Raw genomic sequence first — 24,028 nt, 5'->3', positions numbered from 1 at the left:
AAAAAATTTCTCCTTTATCTCTAATCTTCTTTTTGGATAGAAGTATACATATTACTTTTATTTATATAAATGTTTAAAACGAGACAAATTACGATAATAACCATAATCAGCAAAACTGCAATTTGACCAACTGATTGATTAAGCAACATACGCTCTGAGAAGTAGACAATTTCATGTCCCATTAAAACCATATTGATAATAATAGATAATCCAAATGACAATATAAATTGAATTGTAATTCCAGAGAATATTCTTGATTTCAACTGACTCATACTGCATCCACATGTTAAGTGAATTGCATAGATCTTTTTATTTCTATTAAAATGCCATATAGTTAAAAATGTAAAAACTATTGACAATATCGCAAATAAAAAAACGGATAAAAGTCGAAATATCCCTTTACTCGACTGCATACTATTTGAAATATTTGTAATATAAGGATAAACATAGCCTTCGTTTAAAACATATTTTAAATCCAATTTATTGCTAACTTCATCAACTTTAGCCTTATAATTATAATAATCTTCGCCATTATTTATTTTGATATATCCCCAGTTTTTTAATGAATACAATATATTTTGAAACCTTTTGTCATCCCCCCTGATAGGGGCCGATTTTACTTCTAACGAAGGAATTAAAATATAATCATCCAAAAAATAAATATTATTATTTATTGTTATTGAAGTGTCTCTTTTCAAAAACCCAATAACTCTTATAGAAATATTTTTAGATAAATAGTTAAAGTTTATAATGTCACCTATCTTAGCGGAATCAATATAATTGTATCCCAGTATTGCTGGAACGGCTTTATCATTAAAAGTAAAATCGTTTTCATGAAAGCTTTGTCCGCTAAATATTTGATTTTTTAACAAAAAATAATCATATGCTTTTTTATTGATTTGTGCGGATTTTAAAGAAACACCAATTTTATCGTTTGATCCAAAACTATCTGTTCCATAATCTGTACGAAATTCATCTTTATAATCAAAATTGTTATCCAGTAATAATAACATTTGGGTATCAAATTCCAAATAATTAAATTTTTTGTTAAGGGCCTGATGAAATTGCTTCATTCGACTCAAAGCGTTTTTTTCAGAAAAGAAGTCTGATAATGTCTCTTGATTTTCTTCTCCGTAAACATCGCTTACCCGCAAATAGATTGTATCTACATTTTTATTGCTAAAGTCAACAATTTTATTCGCAGCTTTTTCGTAAGTTCTATTAGCAAACATCAATACTGTTGACGCTATGGTAAGTACACAAAAACATACGACTATGTATATTGAATTTATTTTTTGATATTTCACAATTATTTCGCTCCATTCTTATAAAAAACATGATTTGATATACATATATATATATATATTATCAAACAAAGAGTGACATATATTAAAACTGAAAATTTGCAAAAATAAAAGAAATAGAATTTTAAACGCAAATTTTGAAGAAACTTTAAATATATAACTGCGTATATTAAGAAAGCCAAAAAAATATTTGAAGTTATTAAATAAGTAATGTCTTTAAGTAGATTAAACAATATATTCTTGAAATCTATGCCAATGATCCTTTCAGCGCTAAGTTCTTCACTATAATTATGCAAAACAAATAACGAAATCAGGATCATTAGTAGACCAATAAAAACGATGACTAAAACGTTTAATACAAAATTATCGTGATCATTAAAAATATATCTTTCCATAAAATGAGTGTTATTTTCTTTTATTGTTTTGATGTCATAATTTTTTTGTATTTCCTTGACCGCTTTCTGACAATTTGTATCATCAATAATAATTTTTCTAAAATTATTATTGATAGACTCTAAATTTATATAAACGGTGTTATCTAACATGTTGCTTATGTTTGAAGATAAAACCCCTATTATTTTATATTTTGTGTTTTCAAATACAAAATGCTTATTTCCTTGTTGATCTTCTACACAATTATTAGAATTTAAAATATTTCTGCCAACAACAGCTTTATTAACACCGTTGAAAAAATCATGTTTAGTAAAAAAATTGCCTTCAATCAATGCATATGCATCATTGTCTATATTGCAATTCCCGCAAATCCCAAATACTTTCATGTCCGGATAATCATAAACTGTAGATAAGATGGTTATATCTGGATATTTATTTATTAGATTGTGCAACGAGGGAACTTCTTGTTTTTCAAAAAGGACTGTAATAGAATTATCGGACATCAATGAATTTGAGGCAAGTTTCTGTATTTTAACAAAATTTGAATAATTTAAATATCCAATAAATATTGTTTCCATCAATAGAATCATTACGGTAAATCCTAATTTAAATTTTTTCATATTATTTACCTATCCTATACATATTGTGTCATTGCAGCTTACAAGTCTTTCACATTTTTGTTCCTCCTTTTTATTTCGGCCTATGGACGTACAAAAAGGTTCGCTGCCAGGGGAACAGAGTTCCCCTCTGAACGGCTCATCGGTGTCATCCTCTTTCTGAAACAAAAATTTATTTCAAAGCGCGCGCTGCATTGAAAACAATGAAATGAAATTAGTAAATTTTTACCTTCTACCTTACAGAACACTTGAGAAGTCGTTTTGTTACACTCTTTTTGAAAATTTTTAAAGGCTTTTTAGAAACTTTCAAAACGAGTGCCTTTGCGAATGAGTAATAAATGGGTGCCGGCGGCGGTTGAGCCGCCGACCTGCGGCTTGCTTTTCGTCTTTACTGCAGTTGTGGGGGTTGTTGACTGGGGGCGTATCAATTCAGACTGACTCTCTTGGCTCACAACTTTTTCTGTCTCAGTTTTAACAGCTTCATTAAATGCATCGAGACCATATTCAACTATGTAATTGGCAGCTGCGTCTAAATCTTGACTTGTCTTAAACTGGTACTCTGTTGTAAATTGCTTACCAAACTCGTTGACCTCTACTTTACTATAATTCGTTAAGTACTCCTTCGCATCTGCCAGTGATTGCTGATGCTCTGTCGTTATTGTGTTTTTCTCGGGAGACGCCGCAAAGGCGGTTTCGCTAAAGGTGGTTGTGCTAATAGCAAAAGATAATACCAAACGCCAAAATTCTATAAAGCCTATTTTTCTTAAACATAATAATCTTCAATCCTCCTAAAATTTTAGACTTTACTGATTTGATAGCACCAAGTTACGTTTTACTAAATAAATTTTGTTGTGATTTATTTGTTTCGGAGATATTTTATGAGATTTGCACCTAGCAGTATTGAAAAAAGCAATACCATAATAGCCAAGATACCCCAGACAGGGAAAAGATAATCGCCCCTAAAAACCTTGTCGGCTATAGCAAAGGGAACTGTACAGGCGAACATTGCCACAACTGTTACCGAGAAGAGTAAGAACAGCTTGTAAAATGCAACAGCAGGACTAGTTTTAATAAAAGAGTATAGCATCATGATGCTACCCACTAAAAAAACGGTTGAGCATACTCCAATGGTTGTTTCTGCAAACCGGCGCAGAAATAAACGCATTTCGACAACAACTGCGGAGTCAGCAGTTGTATAAGTAAGAGGTGGAAAAGCCTTGTTTATTACCCAAAACACAGCGGAGTGTATTAAAATACCTACAAGCATTACTATGACAAGAATTAAGGCGGCAAGCTTGTGTTTTTTTATTGCACACATTCTTCAACTCATTCCTTTACTGAAATTTCTAAGTAATTCGGAAAGTTCCACCTCGGACATTCCGGCTGACAACTTAATGGTTTTAGCACCTGTCTTCCGTTGAAGAACGATTTCATTTTTCTGCTGAGGTGTGGTCGTCTCCACTGCGAACACGCGGATGCACACCATCATGGACAGAGCGAAAACCAGAACCAGGCTGACTGCTTTTTTCCAAGTCTTTCACATTTTTGTTCCTCCTCGTATAATAAGTTTTGTAGGGCGAAAACGCCCCAAAAATAGAATACCGGCAGGCTTTGAGATGCCCGTGATATAATGCTGTCAAGTCGGCAGGGACAAGCTCTAATTCCTCCTGTTGGGCCGTAAGGCTGCTTCACAGATAGTCTGTTCCCCTGAGCCGGAAGTTAGCTGCAAACTCATTAGCTGTTTGCCGGAAGCAAGGCCGCCCTTTTAGCAGTGAGGGATATCGCATTGGCCTTTTCCGGAATGATTCTAATACGCGAGGTTGCTGATGCTCCGGTTATCATGGGTATCTTAAAACCTGCCGACTTGAAAATCCCACTGTGGGGGAGGTGATATTTTTGAATCCACTTTACGTTGGCATTGATGTGAGCAGCAAAAATAACGTCGCTTACCTCATGAAGCCGGATGGAGCCAAACACAGCAGCTTTTCCGTGCAGAACAACCGTGGTGGTGCTAAACTGATGTCTGAGAGAATTGTGTCCGCACTTACCGCGATGCAGCTCAGCGACGTGATGATTGGCCTTGAGGCCACCTCCATCTATGGGGACTGCCTCGTTTATGCGCTCCGGGAAGATGGCAGATTGGGACGGTTTCAACGGAAGATCCATGTTCTCAATCCCAAGCAGGTCAGAAAGTTCAAGGAAGCCTATTCCGATCTGCCCAAGAACGATTTCGTGGATGCCTTCGTGATTGCCGACCATCTCAGATTCGGCAGAATTGCCTCAGAGGTTTACATGGACGATTATCGCTACAAGGCCCTTCAAACACTAACCAGAGCACGCTTTTTCTCTGTCCAGAACCTAACGCGGGAAAAGCAGCGTTTTGCGAATTACCTGTTTCTCAAGTGCTCTGGGTTGGCTCAGGAAAAAGTCCTTTCCCAAAATACCAGCGCCACCACCATTGCCCTGATGGAACGATTTGAGACAGTGGATGCACTGGCTTACGCCGACATAAAAGAGTTGACCGACTTCATCGTGAAATCTGGACGAGGGAGGTTTGCCAATCCAGAAGCTACCGCGAAGGCGGTGCAAACCGCCGCCAAAGGCTCCTACCGGCTTCCCAAAACCGTGAACGATTCTGTCAACCAGGCCATGTCGGTCTCGATCGCTGCCATGCGGGCATTGGAAAGCTAGATCAAGACGCTGGACAAGGCTATCGAGCAGCAGTTCGAGATCATCCCCAATACGCTGACCTCTGTCCCCGGTATTGGTAAGGTGTATTCAGCGGGTATTATTGCTGAGATCGGTGACATTCACCGCTTTCAGTCTCAGGCCTCTCTGTGGAGGGATATCATAGAAGTGCAGAGAGTAAACACCCCAAATGTGATAGAATCAAAGAAAGAACAAGGTGGTGTTTGCCATGCGCAAATATGATAAAGAGTTTAAAGAAGAAGCGGTCAAGCTGTCTGACGAAATCGGCGTGAAGCAGGCGGCGGCACAACTGGGCATTGCGTACTACTCTCTGGCCGAGTGGCGGCAGAAGCGAAAGGCCTTCGGCGATCACGCCTTCGTCGGAAGCGGTATTCACCGCGACGCGCCGCTTTCCGAGAACGAGCGTCGGCTGATAAAGGAAAACATGGAGCTGCGGAAAGCCAATGAGATTCTCAAGGATGCGTTGGGTTTTTTCGCCAAAGACCGGAAACGGTAAAGCCGGAGCGGTTGTATGAGTACATCACGCTGCGCCGTGAGCGGTTCTGCGTTCATGCCATGTGCCGGGCTGTGAAAGTCAGTGAGTCCGGGTACTACCGCTCTTTGCAGTCGGCAGGCAAACCAAAACCGTGGCAGCTGCTTCTGGTCAAAATACGAGAGATTTATAAAGAGAATCCGAACAATGATAACTACGGCGTCGGCCGAATCCTTCTGGCGCTTACACAGCGCGGTATCGCGGTAAGCCGCAGCAGCGTGCGGCGTGCCATGAAGCGCGGAGGTCTGCTCCGTCGCTCGCCCCGTCACCCCAGCAGTCTGACAAAAGCAGACTTGGCTGCGCGGAAGGCGGAGAACCTGATTTGCCGGGACTTTTCAGCAGACGCTCCCAACCGGAAGTGGCTGACGGATATTACGCAGATCCAGTGCCTGGACGGCAAGCTGTACATGGCAGCAGTTCTGGACTGTTATAACGGAGAGATCGTGGGTCTTGCCATGATGACAACATGAAGAAGGAGCTGTGTATCCGGGCTTTTCGGTCTGCCTGCCAGGCTTATGGGATGATCCTGCACAGCGACCGAGGCAGCCAGTTTACCAGCTCCGCATTTCGGAAACTACTGGCGCAATACGGTGCGGTTCAAAGCATGAGTGGTACAGGCCGCTGCTACGACAACGCCAGGATGGAGAGCTTTTTTGCGACGCTGAAGAAGGAAAAGCTCTATCGAATCCGGACGGAGCGGATTCCCATGACACAGGTGAAGAGCATCGTGTTCCGGTACATCATGACCTACTATAACCGAAAGCGAATCTACACTGCGAACCCCGGCGGCCTCCCGCCGGCCATGTATCGTCAGGCCGCCAGAGGCCTGGCCGCTTAACTGCAGATTTTGGGTGTTCATATTCTGCACTGTTCTTGACTTCTCCACTGGCTAAGTTTGCTGGCCTCGTTTGGTCTCAGCACCAGTCCGGAGACTATGAGGCTGAGAATACCCATCTAATCAAGTCCGGAAACCGATTCCTTCGGTACTATCTGCTGGAAGCTGCCAACTCTATGAGAAGATGCGACTCGGAGTTCCGGCGCTACTATGACCTCAAGTTCAAAGAGGTCAACAAGTTCCAGCATAAACGCGCACTCGCTTTAACTGCCAGAAAACTGGTTCGGTTGGTCTTTCGGCTGCTGAAAGACAACCGCCTGTACATTCCACCGGAAGAGTATTAAACTCTGATGGTATTGTTACCCTGTTTTTTAAATTGCAAGGGCAGGGCTTGAAAAGGTTTGCCTTTTTTATCCAGCCAGTACGTTTATGGTGGCTTTTTTATCCGTTCCATTTGCACTTACCCTCTTGACTTCATACCATTAGACTTTTTATTTTGGCCTATGGACGTACGAAAGACCGGGGCAGGGGAATCAGTCTCCCCTCTGAATAGTCCATCGGTGTCATCCTCTTTCTGAAACAAAAATTATATTTCGGATGCTGCGCAGCATGGAAATCAATGGAATGAAAGCCTGTAAATTTTTTTTTCTACTTACATAACACCTGAGAAGCCGTTTTGTTACACTTTTTTTAAAATTTTTTTATAAAAAGGATCGGCAGCTATGAAACAGGCCCTTTCCGAACTGATAACAAAGAGGGGGCGCCCGCGGCTAACCGCCGCCGGCACCCCTCTTCGCGGGTCAAACCCTCTTTACCCTTCTCCATTCGGAGAATCCCGGATGATTTTCCCGTCCTGAATTATAATTTTTCGGTTGCAGCAGCCGGCTACGGTATCGTCATGTGTGACGACTATAACCGTTAACCCCTGACGGTTCAGTTTGCTAAACAACTCCATAATCTGTTTGGAGGTTCCGGTATCCAGCGCCCCGGTGGGCTCGTCCGCCAAAAGAATGGAGGGATTGCCTGCGATTGCACGGGCAATCGCGACCCGCTGCCGCTGGCCGCCGGACAACTGACTGGCCGTTTTATTTTCCTGTTCTGCTAACCCGACGGTTTTCAAAGCATTCCGTGCCTTTTGCTTCATCTCTTTCAGCGGCGTTGTATTAAAAAACATCGGGAGCATTGCGTTAAACAATACCGATTTGTGGTTGATCAGAGAAAAATCCTGTAGAACAAAACCTAATTTTTGATTCCTTAGCTTCGCAAGTTTGCCGTCTTTTAAATTTTTAACATTTACATCATCTAAAAAATATTCACCTTTCTCGAAATCATCCAGACATCCAAGGATATGTAATAATGTGGATTTTCCAGCGCCGGATTTTCCTTGGACGGCGACAAAGCTCCCGTCCGGAATATCCAGATTCACATCCGCAAGCGCTTGAAATTTATTTTCCCCGGTTCCATAAGATTTGAATAAATGGGATACTCGAATCATTGCTGCGCCCTCCTGTAAGTTTCTATGGGAGTAAATCTTCGATAAACCGTATATGGAATCCCGATCGACAAGAACAAAACAAGCAGTTCATAAAGCACGATCAATAAAATACTCTTCTGGTCAACAATCATTGGGTCAACCGAAAGGAATCCGTTCCATACCAGGAAGCCTATATTCTTCATGAGAATGATATTGACGCCTCCGGCTGCAACACTGATCAGGCCAATCCCGGCGGCCATATAACCAAAACATTTCTTGCGGCTGCAGCCGCATAAATAGTAGATACTGTTCTGCCGAAGATTTTTATAAATAAACAAAATGGAGATGCTGATCAGAGAGATGGTAGAAACAAAAAGAAAGAAAAACGGCATCGGCAGTTCTTGCTTCAATGTTCTGGACACAGCCTTTTCCGTATCCGTTTTTATTTTGTCATAGGTAACAAACCTTCCTTGCCGATCTAAATATTGGACACAGTCGTTTCTCTCTTTTTGTGTGGATTCCGGGTTCAAATCAATAAAGAAATTCTAAGATATTTGCGGGGTGCTGTTTTTCTGTAAAAACGCAAGAAGCTTTGGTGTTTCCCTGAGAATGACTACGGATCCCCGGTCAAATAATTCGTCCGCCTGAACCTTTGTACCGCCGAATCCCAGGCTAACGGTATAGGCCGGATCATCCATTTTTCCAATCGCATGAATCTTAACATCGGTATATTGGGAACTTTTATAGGGATGCAGTCTAACAGTGAAAGTATCGCCGATTTTGATGTTGTGATAGAGATAGCCGCATAGAACCGCGTCAATTCCGCCGCCGGAATTAGGGTCGCTGTTGCTGTCGGCATCCAAACTCCTGCCGGAGGTGATCTTCAGGGGAAACGCTTTGAGAAGTTCGTCACGATACAGGGTATAACCGCTTCCGGCTGCATTTTGAAAGGTGAAACTGCCGTTCCACGGGGCTGAAATAATGGAGCGGACCGCATGGAATGATTTGATCTTCCGGTGATAGTCCTCTACTTTTTTGCTGTACTCATCGGGCGGCAACGTAATCGCATCCGGTCCAAATCCGGCAGGCATGAAATAAACAAAGTGATCCAACCCGGAATTGCAAAAAACCTTTTGCGTGTAAGTAAAGTATCGGTATCGGCCAATCGCGAAATTTGCGACCAGCATTGCAGCGCAAAAGAGAATTAGCAATACGACGGAGGAAAGTTTATTGCGGCTGTAAAAATTGCCGATCATTTTCAGAAATTTCATTGCTAATCCTCCAAGACATATTTATTTTTCAGAGTAATCATCGTATTCCTGTAGTAGTTCCAGAGAAAAGGCAGCTGGACCAGGACGGAGACAGCCAGCATGACAAGCAGAATAATCATATAATCCTTCGTTTCATATTGGATTCCGGCGGTTGTATTTACTTTCTCAAACACGGCATTCCGCAACAGCACGTGAATTGCGATGCTAAAAAGCCCGATGAAAAGATTCAAAACAAAATTCTCCAATGCGATGATTTTCATTACGGTATGTTTTGCCGCACCTACCAGTGAGTAAATTATATTTTCGCTGCTGTTTACATCGACCATGAATTTCATTAAAAACATAAAGGATATAAGGGAAATCAAATAAACTATTGATATCATTAGGATTTCTTTCGGCGCCTTTTTTTCTTCGCTTTGAATGGCCGAATCTGGCCCGCTGATCTCACTTTGCGGAAAAATCCGCTTAAGCTTTTCCGTAAAGCTTTGATTGTTTTTTTCGCTTAATCTTTGCTGCAAAAGAACCGAAATGCGGTCGGCAGCAAATCCATCGCGATCGAATGCGGACGGCGGTATATAAAAGGCGACCGTATCGATGCTTATTCCAATGATTCTGTATTTTATCCCCTGTATTTTTAGACTTTCGGGCATATTGTTGTCCCGCAGAAATTCCATGGGAATCACGACAACCCTTTTCCCGTCTTTCAGTTCCTGTTCCGTAAATTGAGTTCGTCCCTTTACGCTTTTCATGGTATCCCCGCCGGACAACGGAGTTTTAACATAAAATCCGTTTTTTGTGTTTTTTGTAAAGGTTGCGCCAATATTTACGCATGCCAATTCCTTTTGGGGAACGACGCAGCTTGCTTCCATGCGTTCAACCCCGTAGTTGCGAAAGTAGGATTTGAGTTCGTCTGACTTTACATGTTGCGGTGAAGAGAGATCGATCGTATAAGTTCGATAAGCCTCGTCATTTTTTCCCGAATTCTTTTTTACCGTTACCATATTCCCATAAAAATAAATAAAAGTGATTGCACAAGAAATACCGCCGATGATAAAAAGGCAGAAAATCAGTTTGTTTGACTTGAAATATTGCTTGATTCTTGAAAAGACCAAATAGATTGTCTTCATCTTTCCCTCCGCCATAGGATGTAAAATGAGGCAGTTATGGAGTATAACCTCCATAACTGCTGTTGAATTAATTATTCGTAATAGACGTCATAGAATTCCTTAGAGCCGCTGGGTCCGTACCGAGTACCGGAAAGGTCTAAAGAAGTAGCATAATCCGCAGAAATGGAAACCCAAGATGTATTAACCCATCCAGATGAAGTGGCCTTATTAAAAGTAAAGTTTTTATGCGCCTCTTCACCTGTGGAACTTACTCTCACATATGCAGCCCCACTATCATTTGGATTTAGATAAACATGGACTCCGGCTCTTGCCGGCTGTGGCTTGTACACCGTGTTGCACCAATCATAATAATTGTCAATATCATTATGAAAGTCTGCATTAACATGTATGGTTTTTGCAGAGCCTGAAACTGTAAAAGTTGCAATCAAAGCAACTGCTGCGCAAAGAGCTGATAACTTTTTTAATTTGGTCTTTAACATTTTTGTTCCTCCTTTTTATTTCGGCCTACGGACCGTACGAAAGAGTTGCCGGGGCAGGGGAACAAATCTCCCTTCTGAATAGTCCATCGGCGTCATCCTCTTTCTGAAACAAAAATTTATTTCAAAGCGCGCGCTGCATTGAAAACAATGGAATGAAATTAATAAATTTTTACCTTCTACCCTACAAAACACCTGAGAAGCCGTTTTGTTACACTCTTTTTAAAAATTTTTAAAGGCTTTTTAGAAACTTTCAAAAAGAGTGCCTTTGCGGATGAGTAATAAATGGGTGCCGGCGGCGGTTGAGCCGCCGGTACCCCTCATTGTGAAAAAATTTATAGATTCGGGTCTTTTTGCCGTATATCTCCCCAGTAGAAAACATACATCCATTGGGAATCATCCAGCTTCTCGATTCGAGGGAATCCGTCGCGATTAAACCCGTATTTTCTTGGATTCTCAAGCAAATCTTTCGCTTTTGAATCGGATAAATAACATAAATATCGAACGGTCGATAAAGACTGCGACACGGGAAATAAAATCGCTACAGACTCGCCATGCTTGTAATAATCAACGCTCCCGTAACCGGGATTCAACATGTTTTGTGGAAATTTCAGGGGAAATCTGCCATACTCAGTGCCCTCGGCGGAAGAAATCTGCTTTTCCACATTTTGAGCCGCTGAGTAAAAAAATCCTTTGGCAACATGAAATCTCGCAAGCTCAAGTTCTCTGTCAATCGGCAGAAGAGTAAACACAACTGCGATAATTGACAAGAGCGCACATCGCCATATCTGCGGATTTATCAGGGCTTTGCCATTTTTAATCATAAAAGCAGCAAGACAGATTAGCATTGCGGGGATCAGTAAAAACCACAGAAGCAGCCTGGAAAACGGAAACAGGTAGGAGATAAGGAGTTTTAAAAGGATGCAAATAATTGAACCAATCAATAAAAATATTGCCAATTTGGATCGTTTGATCATGCGGACTCCCCTTTCACATTACCATTCGATTGTGCCAGAATCATTGTACCCTTGATCAATCGCGGGCCAATCCTCGTTTAGCAATTTCATAAAATTAATCTGATAGTTGGTTGAGTTATTCTCCGTATCACTTTCCGCCGCGAACGCGGGGACGCACACCATCATGGACAGGGCGAAAACCAGAACCAGACGAATGCTTTTAATGTTTTTTACAAATGTATAAAAAGGCTTCAGCGCCAGAAAAGATTTCCGACGCTGAAAACCTCGAAGGAGTAACTGGAAAAACCATATCCCTTTCTATCCGTGTGGTTATTTGTCTTGTGGGCTTGTGTGTTCGATAATTTTGTAAATGATTTCACATCCAAGACGGAGCATAACTGGAATTATGAACAGATAGAGATAGCGTTCGACTTGTTGAAACCGGAGAATCCAAAAAACATTCTCCGCCGGACAAGGGACCATCGATAAGTGGATTCTGTCTAATATAAAGTTAGCCAAAAATAGCAGCCAGGTAACAAACGACCACCAGAACAGATTTTGAACGAGGGACCGATTGCTGAATGTACCAAAATGAAACCACTTTTTCATAGAGTCACTCCTTATCAAAGATAATTCAACCTCATATTTCTTCTGTGAACGTATGCAAATTTTCCTTTAAGTTAAGTTCATCCATTAATTCCCGCATACCCTCAACCGTATTATAGTTTTTCAACTCTTCTGAACTCATTTCAGTTTCCGAAGCATCCTGATGAATTTGTGCCGAAGAAACTTCCACCGTATATTTGTTGTCTTCCGTATTGAAACGATACCCATAGCAATAATGATCCAAGCCGGGAAGTCCGTTCAAAATGGTATACTCTGCGAAGCGTCCGGTTTGTTTTAACTGCTCATCGGTACAAGGAGCGGGTGTCTTATTAGAATCCGTAATCGTAATTGTAAGCAGGTTTTCCCCTTTTACATATCGAATTGCCGCATATCCCGCATGAGAAAAGGAGATATCTCTTTGAAAGACTTTTCCCGGATTTTCGTTTGGGTCTTCGACGGATTGATAAATCGGGTTAAGAGTATTCATACCAACAATAAAATCATGAAATTGATAGCCTTTAAACGTTTTTGGGATCGTCCACTTCGGATAATATTGATGAATTTCGTCTAAGTCCGTCAGGGGAGCAGCTCCGGTTACTTCGCATAAATCTCCATCTTCTGTAAACAGATACCCCTCGTCGTAGGATAAATTTTTTGTTTTTAAGATTTGCTCTGCCTTGCCGGTCAATTTGGAAACGGGCAGATCTGTTACTCCTAAAGGCTGTGTTTTGGATGCTGAGCCGGTTCCGAGAGAAAAACTGTTTGTATTAGAACACCCTGTTGGAGATGCAGAGAACTTGGTGAATCCCACAAAAGCCGCCAAGAACAAGATCAATAGACCTGCCATAAACGCTAGAAACTTTTTTTTCATCATTGCTACCCCTATCTAGAGGAGCAAGCTTCAAAAAGCTTGCTCCTTACGTTAAAATTCTTACTTAAAAGACGCTTTCACGGATTTTTTCGATTTATTCATAATTCTCATGTCACCTGCGGTAGGAATTGTGATATCTTTCACAATATTTACACCGCTTTTATCTTGAAAAGCAATTAAATACTCTTTACCGTCAGTAAAAATAACAGGCTTGCTTGAACCTAATCCAATGACTAAATCTTTGTAATAATAATTAATTAATTGTGATGGAATGTTTGTATCCGAAATGTTGATTTGATAAAATTTGTTTGCATCATAACCAAAACTTTTAATGATGCTATTTCCTAATCGGTTTATATAAGAATTTACTTTGGTGGCTTTCAAGGCATTTGTAAGGGTAGTTGACACATTGCTTAAATGGCCGTTAAGTAAACAATAATCCTGATAAGCATCATTAGGTCCATAATTTACATAACCATAGAATTCATATTCATAGTAGCCTTCTTCAGCGGATACATAATCATGCACATATGCGTCATTTGTAGCAATTTGGCCTTGTTCCAATATTTCAGACCCATTTAAAAATCCACGGATCCTAGCAAATGCTTCTGTAGCACTACTTTTTTTAACACCTCCTGTAAAATTAATTCTTCCGCTGGATTTACTAATTCCAACACTGTAAGCAATATTATCATTTCTATTAACAATAGTATCCGCGAACGCGGGCACGCACACCATCATGGACAGGGCGAAAACCAAAACCAGGCTGACTGCTTTTTTCCAAGTCTTTCACATTTTTGTTCCTCCTTTTTATTTTGGCCTATGGACGTACGAAAGAGTTGCCGGGGCAGGGGAACAAATCTCCCCTCTGAATAGTCCATCTGTGTCATCCTCTTTCTGAAACAAAAATTATATTTCGGATGCTGCGCAGCATGGAAATCAATGGAATGAAAGCCTGTAAATTTTTTTTTTCTACTTACATAACACCTGAGAAGCCGTTTTGTTACACTTTTTTTGAAAATTTTTAAAGGCTTTTTAGAAACTTTCAAAAAGAGTGCTTCTGAGGGCGAACGATAAAAAGCATGCCCGGCGGCTCAACCGCCGCCGGGCATGCGATTTATTCCTCCGGCCTTTTCCGGTGATATTTCCAATCCCCGGCTGCCTGAAGAATCACGTCAAGAAACAATATCCCGAGGAATACATTTTTCAGCCACTGCGGGCTGGGGGTCAGCAGGATAATCAGGAAAACGGCCAGAAAAAGAAAGAAGGTCTGATTAATAAAACAGTAAATGTGATAGAAATAGCCGCCTCCTTGTACGAGGAGATAGTTTCGTTCCATGATTCCTGACCGATAAATTTGGCTATTGACAAACCAGAGCCAAAAGAAAACGACTCTGATTTGCCAAAAAGGTCCGGGAACAGACCATGCGGCAATAAGCAGCACCAAGGATACAATCAGATAAAAGTTTTCCAAAAAGGGAAAGAAAAGACGCACCAGCTGTTTGTTGTATTTTTCAAATATCATAAGCACCCCATTCTTCGCGAAAAAATTGAGCCATATAAAAAAATCCGGTCTGAAAGTAAGCAAAAGAGCTGTGTTTTACCTCGCGGCATAGTGGCTTTTACCCATTGCCCTAGAGATGCGAAACCAGGAGGTATTGCCATTTTGCGGCTGAGAAACGTTAAGCGCGTTTTTTAACATATTAGCAGTATCAAAATTTGATGATCAAGAAAAATTTATGATAAGGTTAACAAATATGCTGTCTTTGTATTTATGAAAAGCAGGTCGTTATCATTCATAACACAAGAGTAGGTTCCCTTTGGAAGGTTATCCATCATCACAAAATTTTGCGATTTAATATTATAAAACATTGGAAAGCCGTTTTCTATTCTGCTCCATATAACAGCTTTTTGATTGACAGCGGTAGGACCCAAAGATAATCCTTTTAATACAAGCAAAGGTGTAGCTGATGTTTCAGTCAATAATGTAAACCCCATGCCGTCAACCGTCTTTTTCTCTTTATCTGAATATATGGATGATGACGACTTATTGGAATGAAAAAGTTTCCCGGTATCGGGCATCGTTAATAAATCTGTGACAGAGATTGCATCTTGGCAGAAGTGAAACATGGAGGTTCCATTCTCTATTAAGTATTTTTTTGCAGGACATTGTCTCTTGTTTAAAACCATAACCGGATTGCCCGTATTCTTATCAAATTCAAACCAGCCTACTGAGCTTTGGTAAATAAAGGGTTTCTGTGCCTGTTCTTTTACTAAAGAAATAGTTTCGTCAGAGATTTTATAAGCGTAAAGATTTATTTTATAGTTCCCGTCCGAATCAATTCCAACGATATCGTCAAAATAAATTGTATTATCCCTGATAACGCAGGGATTTGAATTCACAGAATAAATACTGCCGGATTCAGGGTCGACTGTATCAGTATAAAAGATTTTGTCTTTTTGTGTTTGAAAATCATAGATGTGGAGCGTTGTATCCGTCCAATCAGTAGACGTACTTTCCGCCCACAATAAATAATGATCGTTAATGGCTTTAAATTCTGCCGCATGCCCATTCTTTAAGCGAATCAAGGGGGTATATTGATTTTCTTCCAATGAATAGGAAGCGATCACAGGGCCGTTTTCGCTGGAAAAACAAAAAAGCAAGGAACGCCTGTTGCTGAGGTTCCAAACCCAGGCATCGGAGATTTTGTCAACTGTAAATTTTTTTAGATTTTTATTTGAATTTGACTTACTAAAAGAAACAACCGGTTTGCCATACAGCATGTTTTCATCCTTTGTAACAATATTCATCTTAAGATATCGGTGATTATTTAAAACAGAAGCTCCGGCGTTTTCTGAAGCGGCAGGTTGTAAATAAGTCGTCGCAGCGGATGGACTCATTTTCTGAGTGCATCCGCTTAGAAGTGGGAAGCATCCGCACAATAGAAATACTACAATGGATTTTTTGAGCATTTAATTTCCCTCCTTTAAAGAAAGGGGAGGAAATCACCTCCCCTCCTCTTACAACGGTTACCAGACAATTCCCCGCGTTCTGGTAAAATCACGCAATTTAGTTGCTGTTACAGAATAGTATTTCTCTAGATGATCCGACCATGAGACAGCGCTGGATTTTGCAGGGTCAACAATATAGATGTTATCTCCATTACTATAGTATCCATCAATTGCAACCCCAATGGGTAATCTTAGCATCCGGATATGCTGGATTTAGTTTATTGGTCGGTGTTGAAGTTCCACAGGCCAAAACTCCATGACCATAATCAATAGTTGAAACAACTTTAGATTTTATTTCACTCACAGTTGTTGAAACTGAACCCGCTGCCCCATAAGGAAAAGGACCATAAGTAAAGTTGGTTTTTTCACTTAAATAATTTGGGACAGGGAATTGATCGTACGAATTTCCGTTGGATAAGTACCACGGACAAGATGAGTCAGCGCTGTAGACTTCATTTGCAATTGTTTTCTGTGACAGATTATACCCTTCATAATTTAGTAAACTTTGTATTGCAGCATATCCACACCAAATATTTTTTTCTTGAGGGCATTGGTAAATGGATAAACGATTTGATGTTGCATTGAGACTAAAGGATTGGAATTTGTCGTTTTTAGTAGACTGGTTGTCTGCTAAAATCTGCCTTGCCAGAGAATAATTACCGTTTTTCTTTGCTTCATAATACTCCTCTGCTTGTTTGGATTTTTTTTGAATCATTGCTGCTGTTTTCGGGTTAAATTTAAATTGCCCTATAACGGGGGCATAATCATAATTATCCTTGGAGTTATCCGCCGCGAACGCGGGTACGCACACCATCATGGACAGAGCGAAAACCAGAACCAGACTGACTGCTTTTTTCCAAGTCTTTCACATTTTTGTTCCTCCTTTTTATTTTGGCCTATGGACGTACGAAAGAGTTGCCGGGGCAGGGGAACAAATCTCCCCTCTGAATAGTCCATCGGTGTCATCCTCTTTCTGAAACAAAAATTATATTTCGGATGCTGCGCAGCATGGAAATCAATGGAATGAAAGCCTGTAAATTTTTTTTTCTACTTACATAACACCTGAGAAGCCGTTTTGTTACACTTTTTTTGAAAATTTTTAAAGGCTTTTTAGAAACTTTCAAAAAGAGTGCTTCTGAGGGCGAACGATAAAAAGCATGCCCGGCGGCTCAACCGCCGCCGGGCATGCGATTTATTCCTCCGGCCTTTTCCGGTGATTTTCAAGATACTCTATGCCTACATAACACCATTTTGTTACACTTTTTAAAATTTTATAGCATCTGATTCAATGTATCCCATGACAAATTCGGATTTTCTTTGGAATAGGATTCCAAAAAATAGACGTATCCCTGGTGTTTGAATTCAGCGCAGAAGCAATATTGAAAAGCTTTGTCCTGACCATTACGATATTTCACCGTAATTCCATGGACCGTTTTGGTTGCGTTGCTTTTTTCCAACAGGCTTTCATATCCGGGATATTCGTCGGAACCAATGATGAACGGATCGTCGTCCCTGAAAAAGATCGTCAGATTAACATAATCATCTTTTACATCAAACTGCTTCCCGCCGTAAAGCACTTGGGCGGACAGCATCCTCCACGTCTCCCTGTCTTTTTTATTCTTATCCTTTTTATCTCTATATTCCAGAATAAATTCCGTATACGGCTTAGGGCTGTTCTGTTGCAACTCCAGCTTGTCAAGCAGCAAGTCCCCTCCAAACAGCTTTACAGCTTCGTCAATGGACGTGATAATCGTATGCGTTTTATCCCAGTTTGGGTCCTGTCCGTGACCTTCGTAATTCCCGGTTACAAGAGGAATCAGACAGATTCCCACTACAGCCGTGATGGCCAAAAGCGCAATTGCTGTTGGAACCATTTTTTTAAATTTGAATTGATTGTTCCCATCAGTTTTATTAGTTCTTTGCTGACCTTGCAATAGAAGATCTCCTCCTTTCTAATTTCATTAATAGATAATATAAGCGCATATAAAATTATATCAATATTTTTCCTAATTAGAAGGCAAAGCATTTTCTATAAATGCTTTGCCTTCATAATGGCTTTAATAGGCAGACAATTACGAAATGTTATATTGTGCATTGCTCCCAAAAATACTAGTACCATCTGGAAAAGAGCAGATATGAACTTCTGAACTACCATTCCAACCAAAATGACATATGAACGTATAATCTCCCGGATTCTCATATTCATTATAGCCATATGCAACAACGGCATGATTTCCCGCGCCCTCCAAGTTACCAAAGAGAATTACTGGGCGTTTATAAGAATCCATTTCATTTATCATGCCACTAGTACCCACATGCCAGCTTGCACATTGTGGCAGACTGTAATAAGAGCAAAAATCGTTGATTACCTTTGCAATATCCACAGCGTATGTTGATGCACCGTAACCATCATCCTTACCAACATCAATTAGGTCATTAGTTAATCTGATGCTATTAACTGGGCTATCCCAAGAAGAAAGTTTAATCTTTCCGCGGCAATTATCCCAATACTTTAAAATAAGGTTTGCAGCAATATATCCACAATAGCCACCACTAACATATCCGAATCCAGATTTAAGATTACGAAACCAAGAATAAGAATTGACCCAATGATCTGTTCCAGTGGATTGCAACTGATTTGACGGTAAACTTGAGCTCTTATCGGTTAAGTAATTCGAGACTGCCTCGTTTGTCTGAGAAAGCAACGCATCATGAATTTTTTGACAATCTTGAGCAGCGGCGTCTGCGTCCGAAATAGTTGTTCCCAATATAGTATGTTTATAACTAGCTCCGGATTTAATATAATAATATGTGGGTCCTCCGTAATACAAATTAGCATTTAACCCTTTATATGGAGATTTGGAATTGGGAGATGATTCAATAATAATACCAGATTGTGGATGAATAATGTAATAGCCCGTAGGAGTACATTCAACCAATTCATATTCATTTCCAGCAAAATCATGTAAAATTTTTGTATTGCTTACTGTAATTTTGGCTTTAGCCGCATTGATTTTCGTGTCCACAAATGATTTTATCCGTGCAGTATCAGAGCTTTTCGCCTTATCAGATCCGGTTGTATAAAAGGTTTCCGTAAATGGTGAATCCGCGAACGCGGGGACGCACACCATCATGGACAGGGCGAAAACCAGAACCAGGCTGACTGCTTTTTTCCAAGTCTTTAACATTTTTGTTCCTCCTTTTTATTTCGGCCTACGGACCGTACGAAAGAGTTGCCGGGGCAGGGGAGCAAATCTCCCTTCTGAATAGTCCATCGGCGTCATCCTCTTTTTGAAACAAAAATTTATTTCAAAGCGCGCGCTGCATTGAAAACAATGGAATGAAATTAATAAATTTTTACCTTCTACCCTACAAAACACCTGAGAAGCCGTTTTGTTACACTCTTTTTAAAAATTTTTAAAGGCTTTTTAGAAACTTTCAAAAAGAGTGCCTTTGCGGATGAGTAATAAATGGGTGCCGGCGGCGGTTGAGCCGCCGGCAAAGTGTATGTGAAAGGGAGTTCCTTGTAATCAGCTTTGGACCGGGAGTCAGCCGCAGTCGGCCAAGTCGCTGTCGCTGATGTACTCTGTGGTTCCGTTGCGGGTAACGGCGGCATTGACCTCAAGTTTATAGGTGTAGCCGCTGGAGACGTAATATTCCTTGTAAAAATCCAGCTCGTCGCCGTAGGAGGTCGCGCTCCAATGCTTGACTGTTGTGGAAGTATTGCCCTCCACCCGCATCAGGTAAACATCCACTTTGATTTTGCTGGTTCCCTCTTTTCCGTAGATGACGTTAGTGCACTCCGCTTTGTCACCGGAAAAACTCAGATTGGTCATCATGTAATCCGTGTTCACCAGCATTACTTGCATGCCGGAGTTTGCGCTTCCTGCGGAAGAAGTCGCCGCAAACGCCGGAAGACCGGAACCGAACAGCAGCATGCAAACGGACAGGGCCAGAGAAACGACTTGCTTTTTCATTTTTACATCCCTCTTTCTGAGGCCGAATGAACGGCCTAAAAATTATTTCTATATACAGAACACCTGAATTTCCAGAATGTTACAGATTTTTAGAAATTTTTTTAAAAATATTTTTTCACTCGCCCTTATTTGACATTGATGCTTTCGGCCATCTTAATCAGTTCTTTCGAATCGACCTTTGACATAAGCAGAAAGCTGGAATGATCATTTTTCCAGACAAGAAAAGAGGAATCGTCCTTTGTGTCGGCTTGGAAAAGGGATGCTTGATCTCCGTTGATGTCAACTTGGGAATAGGTGCTGTGTTCGGAATCAATCGCGTTTGTCCCCGCGTCGGGCAGCGAACACTGCTGAAAGATAATACTCTTGCCGCTTTTATCCCGATAAGTTATCACAAGCAAACGACCGACTTTCTTTTCTTTTTGGATCGTAAAGCCATCCGGAAGATAGGACGGAACGTAAACGACGTTCATATTTGCAGAGTGATCCGCATCCGCGGAGCCGGAAGAGCTTTGCTGATAGGTAATATTCGCGCTGCCGCTCCGCCATTCGATGATCGCGTTGAAAATGGCGTTGCGCGACGCTTCCACGCTGAGCAGGCTGCCGAGCGATACGGGGATCATGATCGCGAGAAGGACGGCGACCCGTTTCGTAACCGCCCTGACGCGCCGGAGAAGCGACTTCATGCGGGCTTCGCGGATCATGCTTTCGATTCTGCGCTTTGTCCCTAAAGAAAGCTCGCAGTCCGCGAGCGCGGCTTCGCTCGGAAGGCTTTGCATTTCCTTTTCAAAATTTTCGGTAACAGCCTCTTTCAGCATTGCCTCAAAAAGCTCGCGGTTTAATTTTACGTTATTCACCATGAAATCCCCTTTCGTTCATTGCTTTTGCAAGAGCCGCTTTCGCGCGGCAAAGACGCACCCGGGCGTTCCCCGGAGAAATGTCCAAAAGACGCGCGATTTCTTCATGAGAACAGCCGTATACATATTTTAATTCCAGCACGATGCGAAACTTTTCATCCAGGCGGTTCAGCTCTGCCTGCAACGCCCGGTAGGCTTCTTCCGTCAGCAGATGGTCACAGGGCAAATCGAAGGAATCAGCCTGGAAATTCTCTTCATCCAGAGACACCTGCGAATGGTGTGATTCTTCCCGCAGCATGTTGTAACAAATATGTTTCACTAATATAACCACCAAACCCTTGGTTTTGTTACAGTCTTCAAACGAAAATTTTTGAAATTTTTCAATTATTTTTACAAAAGTCTGAGAAACCGCGTCTTCGGCCTTGCTTTGGTCCTTTAAAATCCCTTTTGCTATGTACAGCATCAGTTTGTAATTTTGCCGGTACAGCTGGTCCATGGTTTGGCGCTCTTCTTCGTTTTCAATTGCCATGATGCAAGGCAGCAATAGAATCCCTCCCTCGTATAATAAGTTTTGTAGGGCGAAAACGCCCCAAAAATAGAATACCGGCAGGCTTTGAGATGCCCGTGATATAATGCTGTCAAGTCGGCAGGGACAAGCTCTAATTCCTCCTGTTGGGCCGTAAGGCTGCTTCACAGATAGTCTGTTCCCCTGAGCCGGAAGTTAGCTGCAAACTCATTAGCTGTTTGCCGGAAGCAAGGCCGCCCTTTTAGCAGTGAGGGATATCGCATTGGCCTTTTCCGGAATGATTCTAATACGCGAGGTTGCTGATGCTCCGGTTATCATGGGTATCTTAAAACCTGCCGACTTGAAAATCCCACTGTGGGGGAGGTGATATTTTTGAATCCACTTTACGTTGGCATTGATGTGAGCAGCAAAAATAACGTCGCTTACCTCATGAAGCCGGATGGAGCCAAACACAGCAGCTTTTCCGTGCAGAACAACCGTGGTGGTGCTAAACTGATGTCTGAGAGAATTGTGTCCGCACTTACCGCGATGCAGCTCAGCGACGTGATGATTGGCCTTGAGGCCACCTCCATCTATGGGGACTGCCTCGTTTATGCGCTCCGGGAAGATGGCAGATTGGGACGGTTTCAACGGAAGATCCATGTTCTCAATCCCAAGCAGGTCAGAAAGTTCAAGGAAGCCTATTCCGATCTGCCCAAGAACGATTTCGTGGATGCCTTCGTGATTGCCGACCATCTCAGATTCGGCAGAATTGCCTCAGAGGTTTACATGGACGATTATCGCTACAAGGCCCTTCAAACACTAACCAGAGCACGCTTTTTCTCTGTCCAGAACCTAACGCGGGAAAAGCAGCGTTTTGCGAATTACCTGTTTCTCAAGTGCTCTGGGTTGGCTCAGGAAAAAGTCCTTTCCCAAAATACCAGCGCCACCACCATTGCCCTGATGGAACGATTTGAGACAGTGGATGCACTGGCTTACGCCGACATAAAAGAGTTGACCGACTTCATCGTGAAATCTGGACGAGGGAGGTTTGCCAATCCAGAAGCTACCGCGAAGGCGGTGCAAACCGCCGCCAAAGGCTCCTACCGGCTTCCCAAAACCGTGAACGATTCTGTCAACCAGGCCATGTCGGTCTCGATCGCTGCCATGCGGGCATTGGAAAGCCAGATCAAGACGCTGGACAAGGCTATCGAGCAGCAGTTCGAGATCATCCCCAATACGCTGACCTCTGTCCCCGGTATTGGTAAGGTGTATTCAGCGGGTATTATTGCTGAGATCGGTGACATTCACCGCTTTCAGTCTCAGGCCTCTCTGGCTAAGTTTGCTGGCCTCGTTTGGTCTCAGCACCAGTCCGGAGACTATGAGGCTGAGAATACCCATCTAATCAAGTCCGGAAACCGATTCCTTCGGTACTATCTGCTGGAAGCTGCCAACTCTATGAGAAGATGCGACTCGGAGTTCCGGCGCTACTATGACCTCAAGTTCAAAGAGGTCAACAAGTTCCAGCATAAACGCGCACTCGCTTTAACTGCCAGAAAACTGGTTCGGTTGGTCTTTCGGCTGCTGAAAGACAACCGCCTGTACATTCCACCGGAAGAGTATTAAACTCTGATGGTATTGTTACCCTGTTTTTTAAATTGCAAGGGCAGGGCTTGAAAAGGTTTGCCTTTTTTATCCAGCCAGTACGTTTATGGTGGCTTTTTTATCCGTTCCATTTGCACTTACCCTCTTGACTTCATACCATTAGACTTATTTCTGTTTTCTATTGTATCATTTCGGCCGGAGAAACTGCAAATTTAGAAAAAAATCCCGTGCTTCCCAAAAAAAGAAGCACGGGACGGAGACGTGAAATCGCTGATTTATAAAATTCCGTTGACAAAGGCATTAAAACGCTCGATGACATTTTCGTCGCCGACGATGAGGACACGGTCGGACGCGCAGAATTCGTAGTACGGGCCGGGGGAGAGAATGATGTCCTTCTGCTGAACCACGCCGATGATGGTCGCCCCGGTATTGTGCCAGATTTCCAGTTCCCCGATGCTTTTGCCGATGATCGGCGATTTGCCCGGAAGAGGAATCTCCACGGGCGTGATCAGGTCGGACCGCTTGTAGCGGTACATGTCGATAATCTGTTTGGTCAGCGAAAGGATTTCTTCATCCATGCCGCTGCGCTTTTCCATCAGCTGGGCGAGCTTCAGGCGAAGGTCGGCAACCCGCTCGTCGTCTTTAAAGCTCTTGATAAATTGGATCGCGTTTTCTTTGGAAAGAATGACGATCCCGCTGCCTAACATGATTTTGAGCACGTTTTTATCGGAAAGAATGGACATGGACCGGCGTATGGTTTCCGGGGAAACGTTATATTCCGTGGCCAGGGTGGAGCGCCCCTTCAGGCGGGAGCCCTCCGGAATTTCTCCCGACGCGATTCTCGCGGCCAAATCCATTGCGATTTTCAAATACCTTGGCATGGTATAGCTTTCCCAACCCCGCC

Annotated in this window: 27 protein-coding genes and 1 pseudogene; 7 read left to right on the top strand and 21 right to left on the bottom strand. The window is 42.1% G+C overall.

Going from position 1 to position 24,028, the window contains the following annotated elements:
* Nucleotides 1-20: 20 nt before the first annotated feature.
* The 4 genes from HCR03_RS11330 to HCR03_RS11315 form a co-directional block, all read right to left on the bottom strand.
* Nucleotides 21-1,307, bottom strand: coding sequence for a hypothetical protein (locus tag HCR03_RS11330; protein WP_187034277.1), 1,287 nt, complete (start codon nucleotides 1,305-1,307; stop codon nucleotides 21-23).
* Between the two features lie 2 nt (nucleotides 1,308-1,309).
* A complete protein-coding gene (locus HCR03_RS11325) occupies nucleotides 1,310-2,317 on the bottom strand; it encodes an ABC transporter permease (RefSeq protein WP_187034276.1) in 1,008 nt (335 codons plus the stop codon).
* 293 nt (nucleotides 2,318-2,610) lie between these two features.
* Entirely contained in the window at nucleotides 2,611-3,048 is a 438-nt protein-coding gene (locus tag HCR03_RS11320; protein ID WP_187034275.1) for a hypothetical protein, read from the bottom strand.
* Between the two features lie 122 nt (nucleotides 3,049-3,170).
* Complete coding sequence (locus tag HCR03_RS11315) at nucleotides 3,171-3,632, bottom strand: hypothetical protein (RefSeq protein ID WP_187034274.1); 462 nt, start codon at nucleotides 3,630-3,632, stop codon at nucleotides 3,171-3,173.
* A gap of 578 nt (nucleotides 3,633-4,210) precedes the next feature.
* Between HCR03_RS11315 and HCR03_RS11310 the strand changes: the two genes are divergently transcribed.
* The 6 genes and pseudogenes from HCR03_RS11310 to HCR03_RS20590 form a co-directional block, all read left to right on the top strand.
* Nucleotides 4,211-5,005 carry an IS110 family transposase gene (locus HCR03_RS11310; protein ID WP_228724954.1) on the top strand — a complete coding sequence of 265 codons (795 nt, stop codon included), beginning with the start codon at nucleotides 4,211-4,213 and terminating at the stop codon, nucleotides 5,003-5,005.
* A gap of 81 nt (nucleotides 5,006-5,086) precedes the next feature.
* Nucleotides 5,087-5,245, top strand: a complete 159-nt coding sequence (locus tag HCR03_RS20595; protein ID WP_407926804.1) for a hypothetical protein — start codon at nucleotides 5,087-5,089, stop codon at nucleotides 5,243-5,245.
* The gene (locus HCR03_RS11305; protein ID WP_187034273.1) at nucleotides 5,232-5,519 is read left to right on the top strand and encodes a transposase; all 288 of its coding nucleotides are present in this window, start codon (nucleotides 5,232-5,234) and stop codon (nucleotides 5,517-5,519) included. The genes HCR03_RS20595 and HCR03_RS11305 overlap by 14 nt, the downstream gene beginning before the upstream one ends.
* Nucleotides 5,520-5,530: 11 nt before the next feature.
* Nucleotides 5,531-6,025 carry an IS3 family transposase gene (locus tag HCR03_RS11300; protein ID WP_228724953.1) on the top strand — a complete coding sequence of 165 codons (495 nt, stop codon included), beginning with the start codon at nucleotides 5,531-5,533 and terminating at the stop codon, nucleotides 6,023-6,025.
* On the top strand, nucleotides 6,022-6,393 hold the full coding sequence (locus HCR03_RS11295; protein WP_187034272.1) for a DDE-type integrase/transposase/recombinase: 372 nt from the start codon (nucleotides 6,022-6,024) through the stop codon (nucleotides 6,391-6,393). Before HCR03_RS11300 ends, HCR03_RS11295 begins: the two co-directional genes overlap by 4 nt.
* 47 nt (nucleotides 6,394-6,440) lie before the next feature.
* Nucleotides 6,441-6,734: pseudogene (locus HCR03_RS20590) on the top strand (transposase); the annotation flags it as partial.
* A gap of 467 nt (nucleotides 6,735-7,201) precedes the next feature.
* Here the strand turns inward: HCR03_RS20590 and HCR03_RS11285 are convergent.
* From HCR03_RS11285 to HCR03_RS11210, 16 genes are all read right to left on the bottom strand, one after another.
* On the bottom strand, nucleotides 7,202-7,885 hold the full coding sequence (locus tag HCR03_RS11285) for an ABC transporter ATP-binding protein (RefSeq protein WP_066645735.1): 684 nt from the start codon (nucleotides 7,883-7,885) through the stop codon (nucleotides 7,202-7,204).
* Nucleotides 7,882-8,274 (bottom strand): hypothetical protein, encoded by a 393-nt coding sequence (locus HCR03_RS11280; protein WP_187034271.1) that lies wholly within the window; start codon nucleotides 8,272-8,274, stop codon nucleotides 7,882-7,884. The genes HCR03_RS11285 and HCR03_RS11280 overlap by 4 nt, the downstream gene beginning before the upstream one ends.
* A 135-nt stretch (nucleotides 8,275-8,409) precedes the next feature.
* Nucleotides 8,410-9,135 carry a hypothetical protein gene (locus tag HCR03_RS11275; RefSeq protein WP_187034270.1) on the bottom strand — a complete coding sequence of 242 codons (726 nt, stop codon included), beginning with the start codon at nucleotides 9,133-9,135 and terminating at the stop codon, nucleotides 8,410-8,412.
* Between the two features lie 2 nt (nucleotides 9,136-9,137).
* Complete coding sequence (locus tag HCR03_RS11270) at nucleotides 9,138-10,262, bottom strand: ABC transporter permease (RefSeq protein WP_187034269.1); 1,125 nt, start codon at nucleotides 10,260-10,262, stop codon at nucleotides 9,138-9,140.
* A 71-nt stretch (nucleotides 10,263-10,333) separates the two neighbouring features.
* Nucleotides 10,334-10,741 (bottom strand): hypothetical protein, encoded by a 408-nt coding sequence (locus HCR03_RS11265; protein ID WP_066645743.1) that lies wholly within the window; start codon nucleotides 10,739-10,741, stop codon nucleotides 10,334-10,336.
* 332 nt (nucleotides 10,742-11,073) lie between these two features.
* Complete coding sequence (locus HCR03_RS11260) at nucleotides 11,074-11,715, bottom strand: hypothetical protein (protein WP_187034268.1); 642 nt, start codon at nucleotides 11,713-11,715, stop codon at nucleotides 11,074-11,076.
* A 619-nt stretch (nucleotides 11,716-12,334) separates the two neighbouring features.
* Nucleotides 12,335-13,174, bottom strand: a complete 840-nt coding sequence (locus HCR03_RS11255; protein WP_139104074.1) for a hypothetical protein — start codon at nucleotides 13,172-13,174, stop codon at nucleotides 12,335-12,337.
* A 57-nt stretch (nucleotides 13,175-13,231) separates the two neighbouring features.
* Entirely contained in the window at nucleotides 13,232-13,930 is a 699-nt protein-coding gene (locus HCR03_RS11250) for a hypothetical protein (RefSeq protein WP_187034267.1), read from the bottom strand.
* A 358-nt stretch (nucleotides 13,931-14,288) separates the two neighbouring features.
* Nucleotides 14,289-14,510 (bottom strand): hypothetical protein, encoded by a 222-nt coding sequence (locus HCR03_RS11245; protein WP_187034266.1) that lies wholly within the window; start codon nucleotides 14,508-14,510, stop codon nucleotides 14,289-14,291.
* 398 nt (nucleotides 14,511-14,908) lie between these two features.
* Entirely contained in the window at nucleotides 14,909-16,144 is a 1,236-nt protein-coding gene (locus HCR03_RS11240) for a hypothetical protein (protein WP_187034265.1), read from the bottom strand.
* Between the two features lie 205 nt (nucleotides 16,145-16,349).
* Nucleotides 16,350-16,898, bottom strand: a complete 549-nt coding sequence (locus tag HCR03_RS11235; protein ID WP_187034264.1) for a C39 family peptidase — start codon at nucleotides 16,896-16,898, stop codon at nucleotides 16,350-16,352.
* Between the two features lie 556 nt (nucleotides 16,899-17,454).
* Entirely contained in the window at nucleotides 17,455-18,057 is a 603-nt protein-coding gene (locus HCR03_RS11230; protein ID WP_187034263.1) for a hypothetical protein, read from the bottom strand.
* 198 nt (nucleotides 18,058-18,255) lie between these two features.
* On the bottom strand, nucleotides 18,256-19,371 hold the full coding sequence (locus tag HCR03_RS11225; protein WP_187034262.1) for a cysteine peptidase family C39 domain-containing protein: 1,116 nt from the start codon (nucleotides 19,369-19,371) through the stop codon (nucleotides 18,256-18,258).
* Nucleotides 19,372-19,731: 360 nt separating this feature from the next.
* A complete protein-coding gene (locus tag HCR03_RS11220) occupies nucleotides 19,732-20,160 on the bottom strand; it encodes a hypothetical protein (protein WP_187034261.1) in 429 nt (142 codons plus the stop codon).
* A 125-nt stretch (nucleotides 20,161-20,285) separates the two neighbouring features.
* Nucleotides 20,286-21,017, bottom strand: coding sequence for a DUF4367 domain-containing protein (locus HCR03_RS11215; RefSeq protein ID WP_187034260.1), 732 nt, complete (start codon nucleotides 21,015-21,017; stop codon nucleotides 20,286-20,288).
* Entirely contained in the window at nucleotides 21,007-21,558 is a 552-nt protein-coding gene (locus HCR03_RS11210) for an RNA polymerase sigma factor (RefSeq protein WP_187034259.1), read from the bottom strand. Before HCR03_RS11210 ends, HCR03_RS11215 begins: the two co-directional genes overlap by 11 nt.
* Nucleotides 21,559-21,912: 354 nt before the next feature.
* On the opposite strand from HCR03_RS11210, the gene HCR03_RS11205 reads away from it, so the two are divergent.
* Nucleotides 21,913-23,145, top strand: coding sequence for an IS110 family RNA-guided transposase (locus HCR03_RS11205; protein ID WP_187034258.1), 1,233 nt, complete (start codon nucleotides 21,913-21,915; stop codon nucleotides 23,143-23,145).
* Between the two features lie 254 nt (nucleotides 23,146-23,399).
* Here HCR03_RS11205 and HCR03_RS11200 read toward each other — a convergent pair whose 3' ends face one another.
* Nucleotides 23,400-24,005 (bottom strand): TrkA C-terminal domain-containing protein, encoded by a 606-nt coding sequence (locus HCR03_RS11200; RefSeq protein ID WP_187034257.1) that lies wholly within the window; start codon nucleotides 24,003-24,005, stop codon nucleotides 23,400-23,402.
* Nucleotides 24,006-24,028: the final 23 nt, after the last annotated feature.

It is taken from the genome of Caproicibacter fermentans, assembly GCF_014303955.1.
GTDB lineage: Bacteria > Bacillota > Clostridia > Oscillospirales > Acutalibacteraceae > Caproicibacter > Caproicibacter fermentans.
The sequence above is the reverse complement of the archived record's forward strand: the minus strand, read 5'-3'. Positions and strand labels throughout refer to the sequence as shown.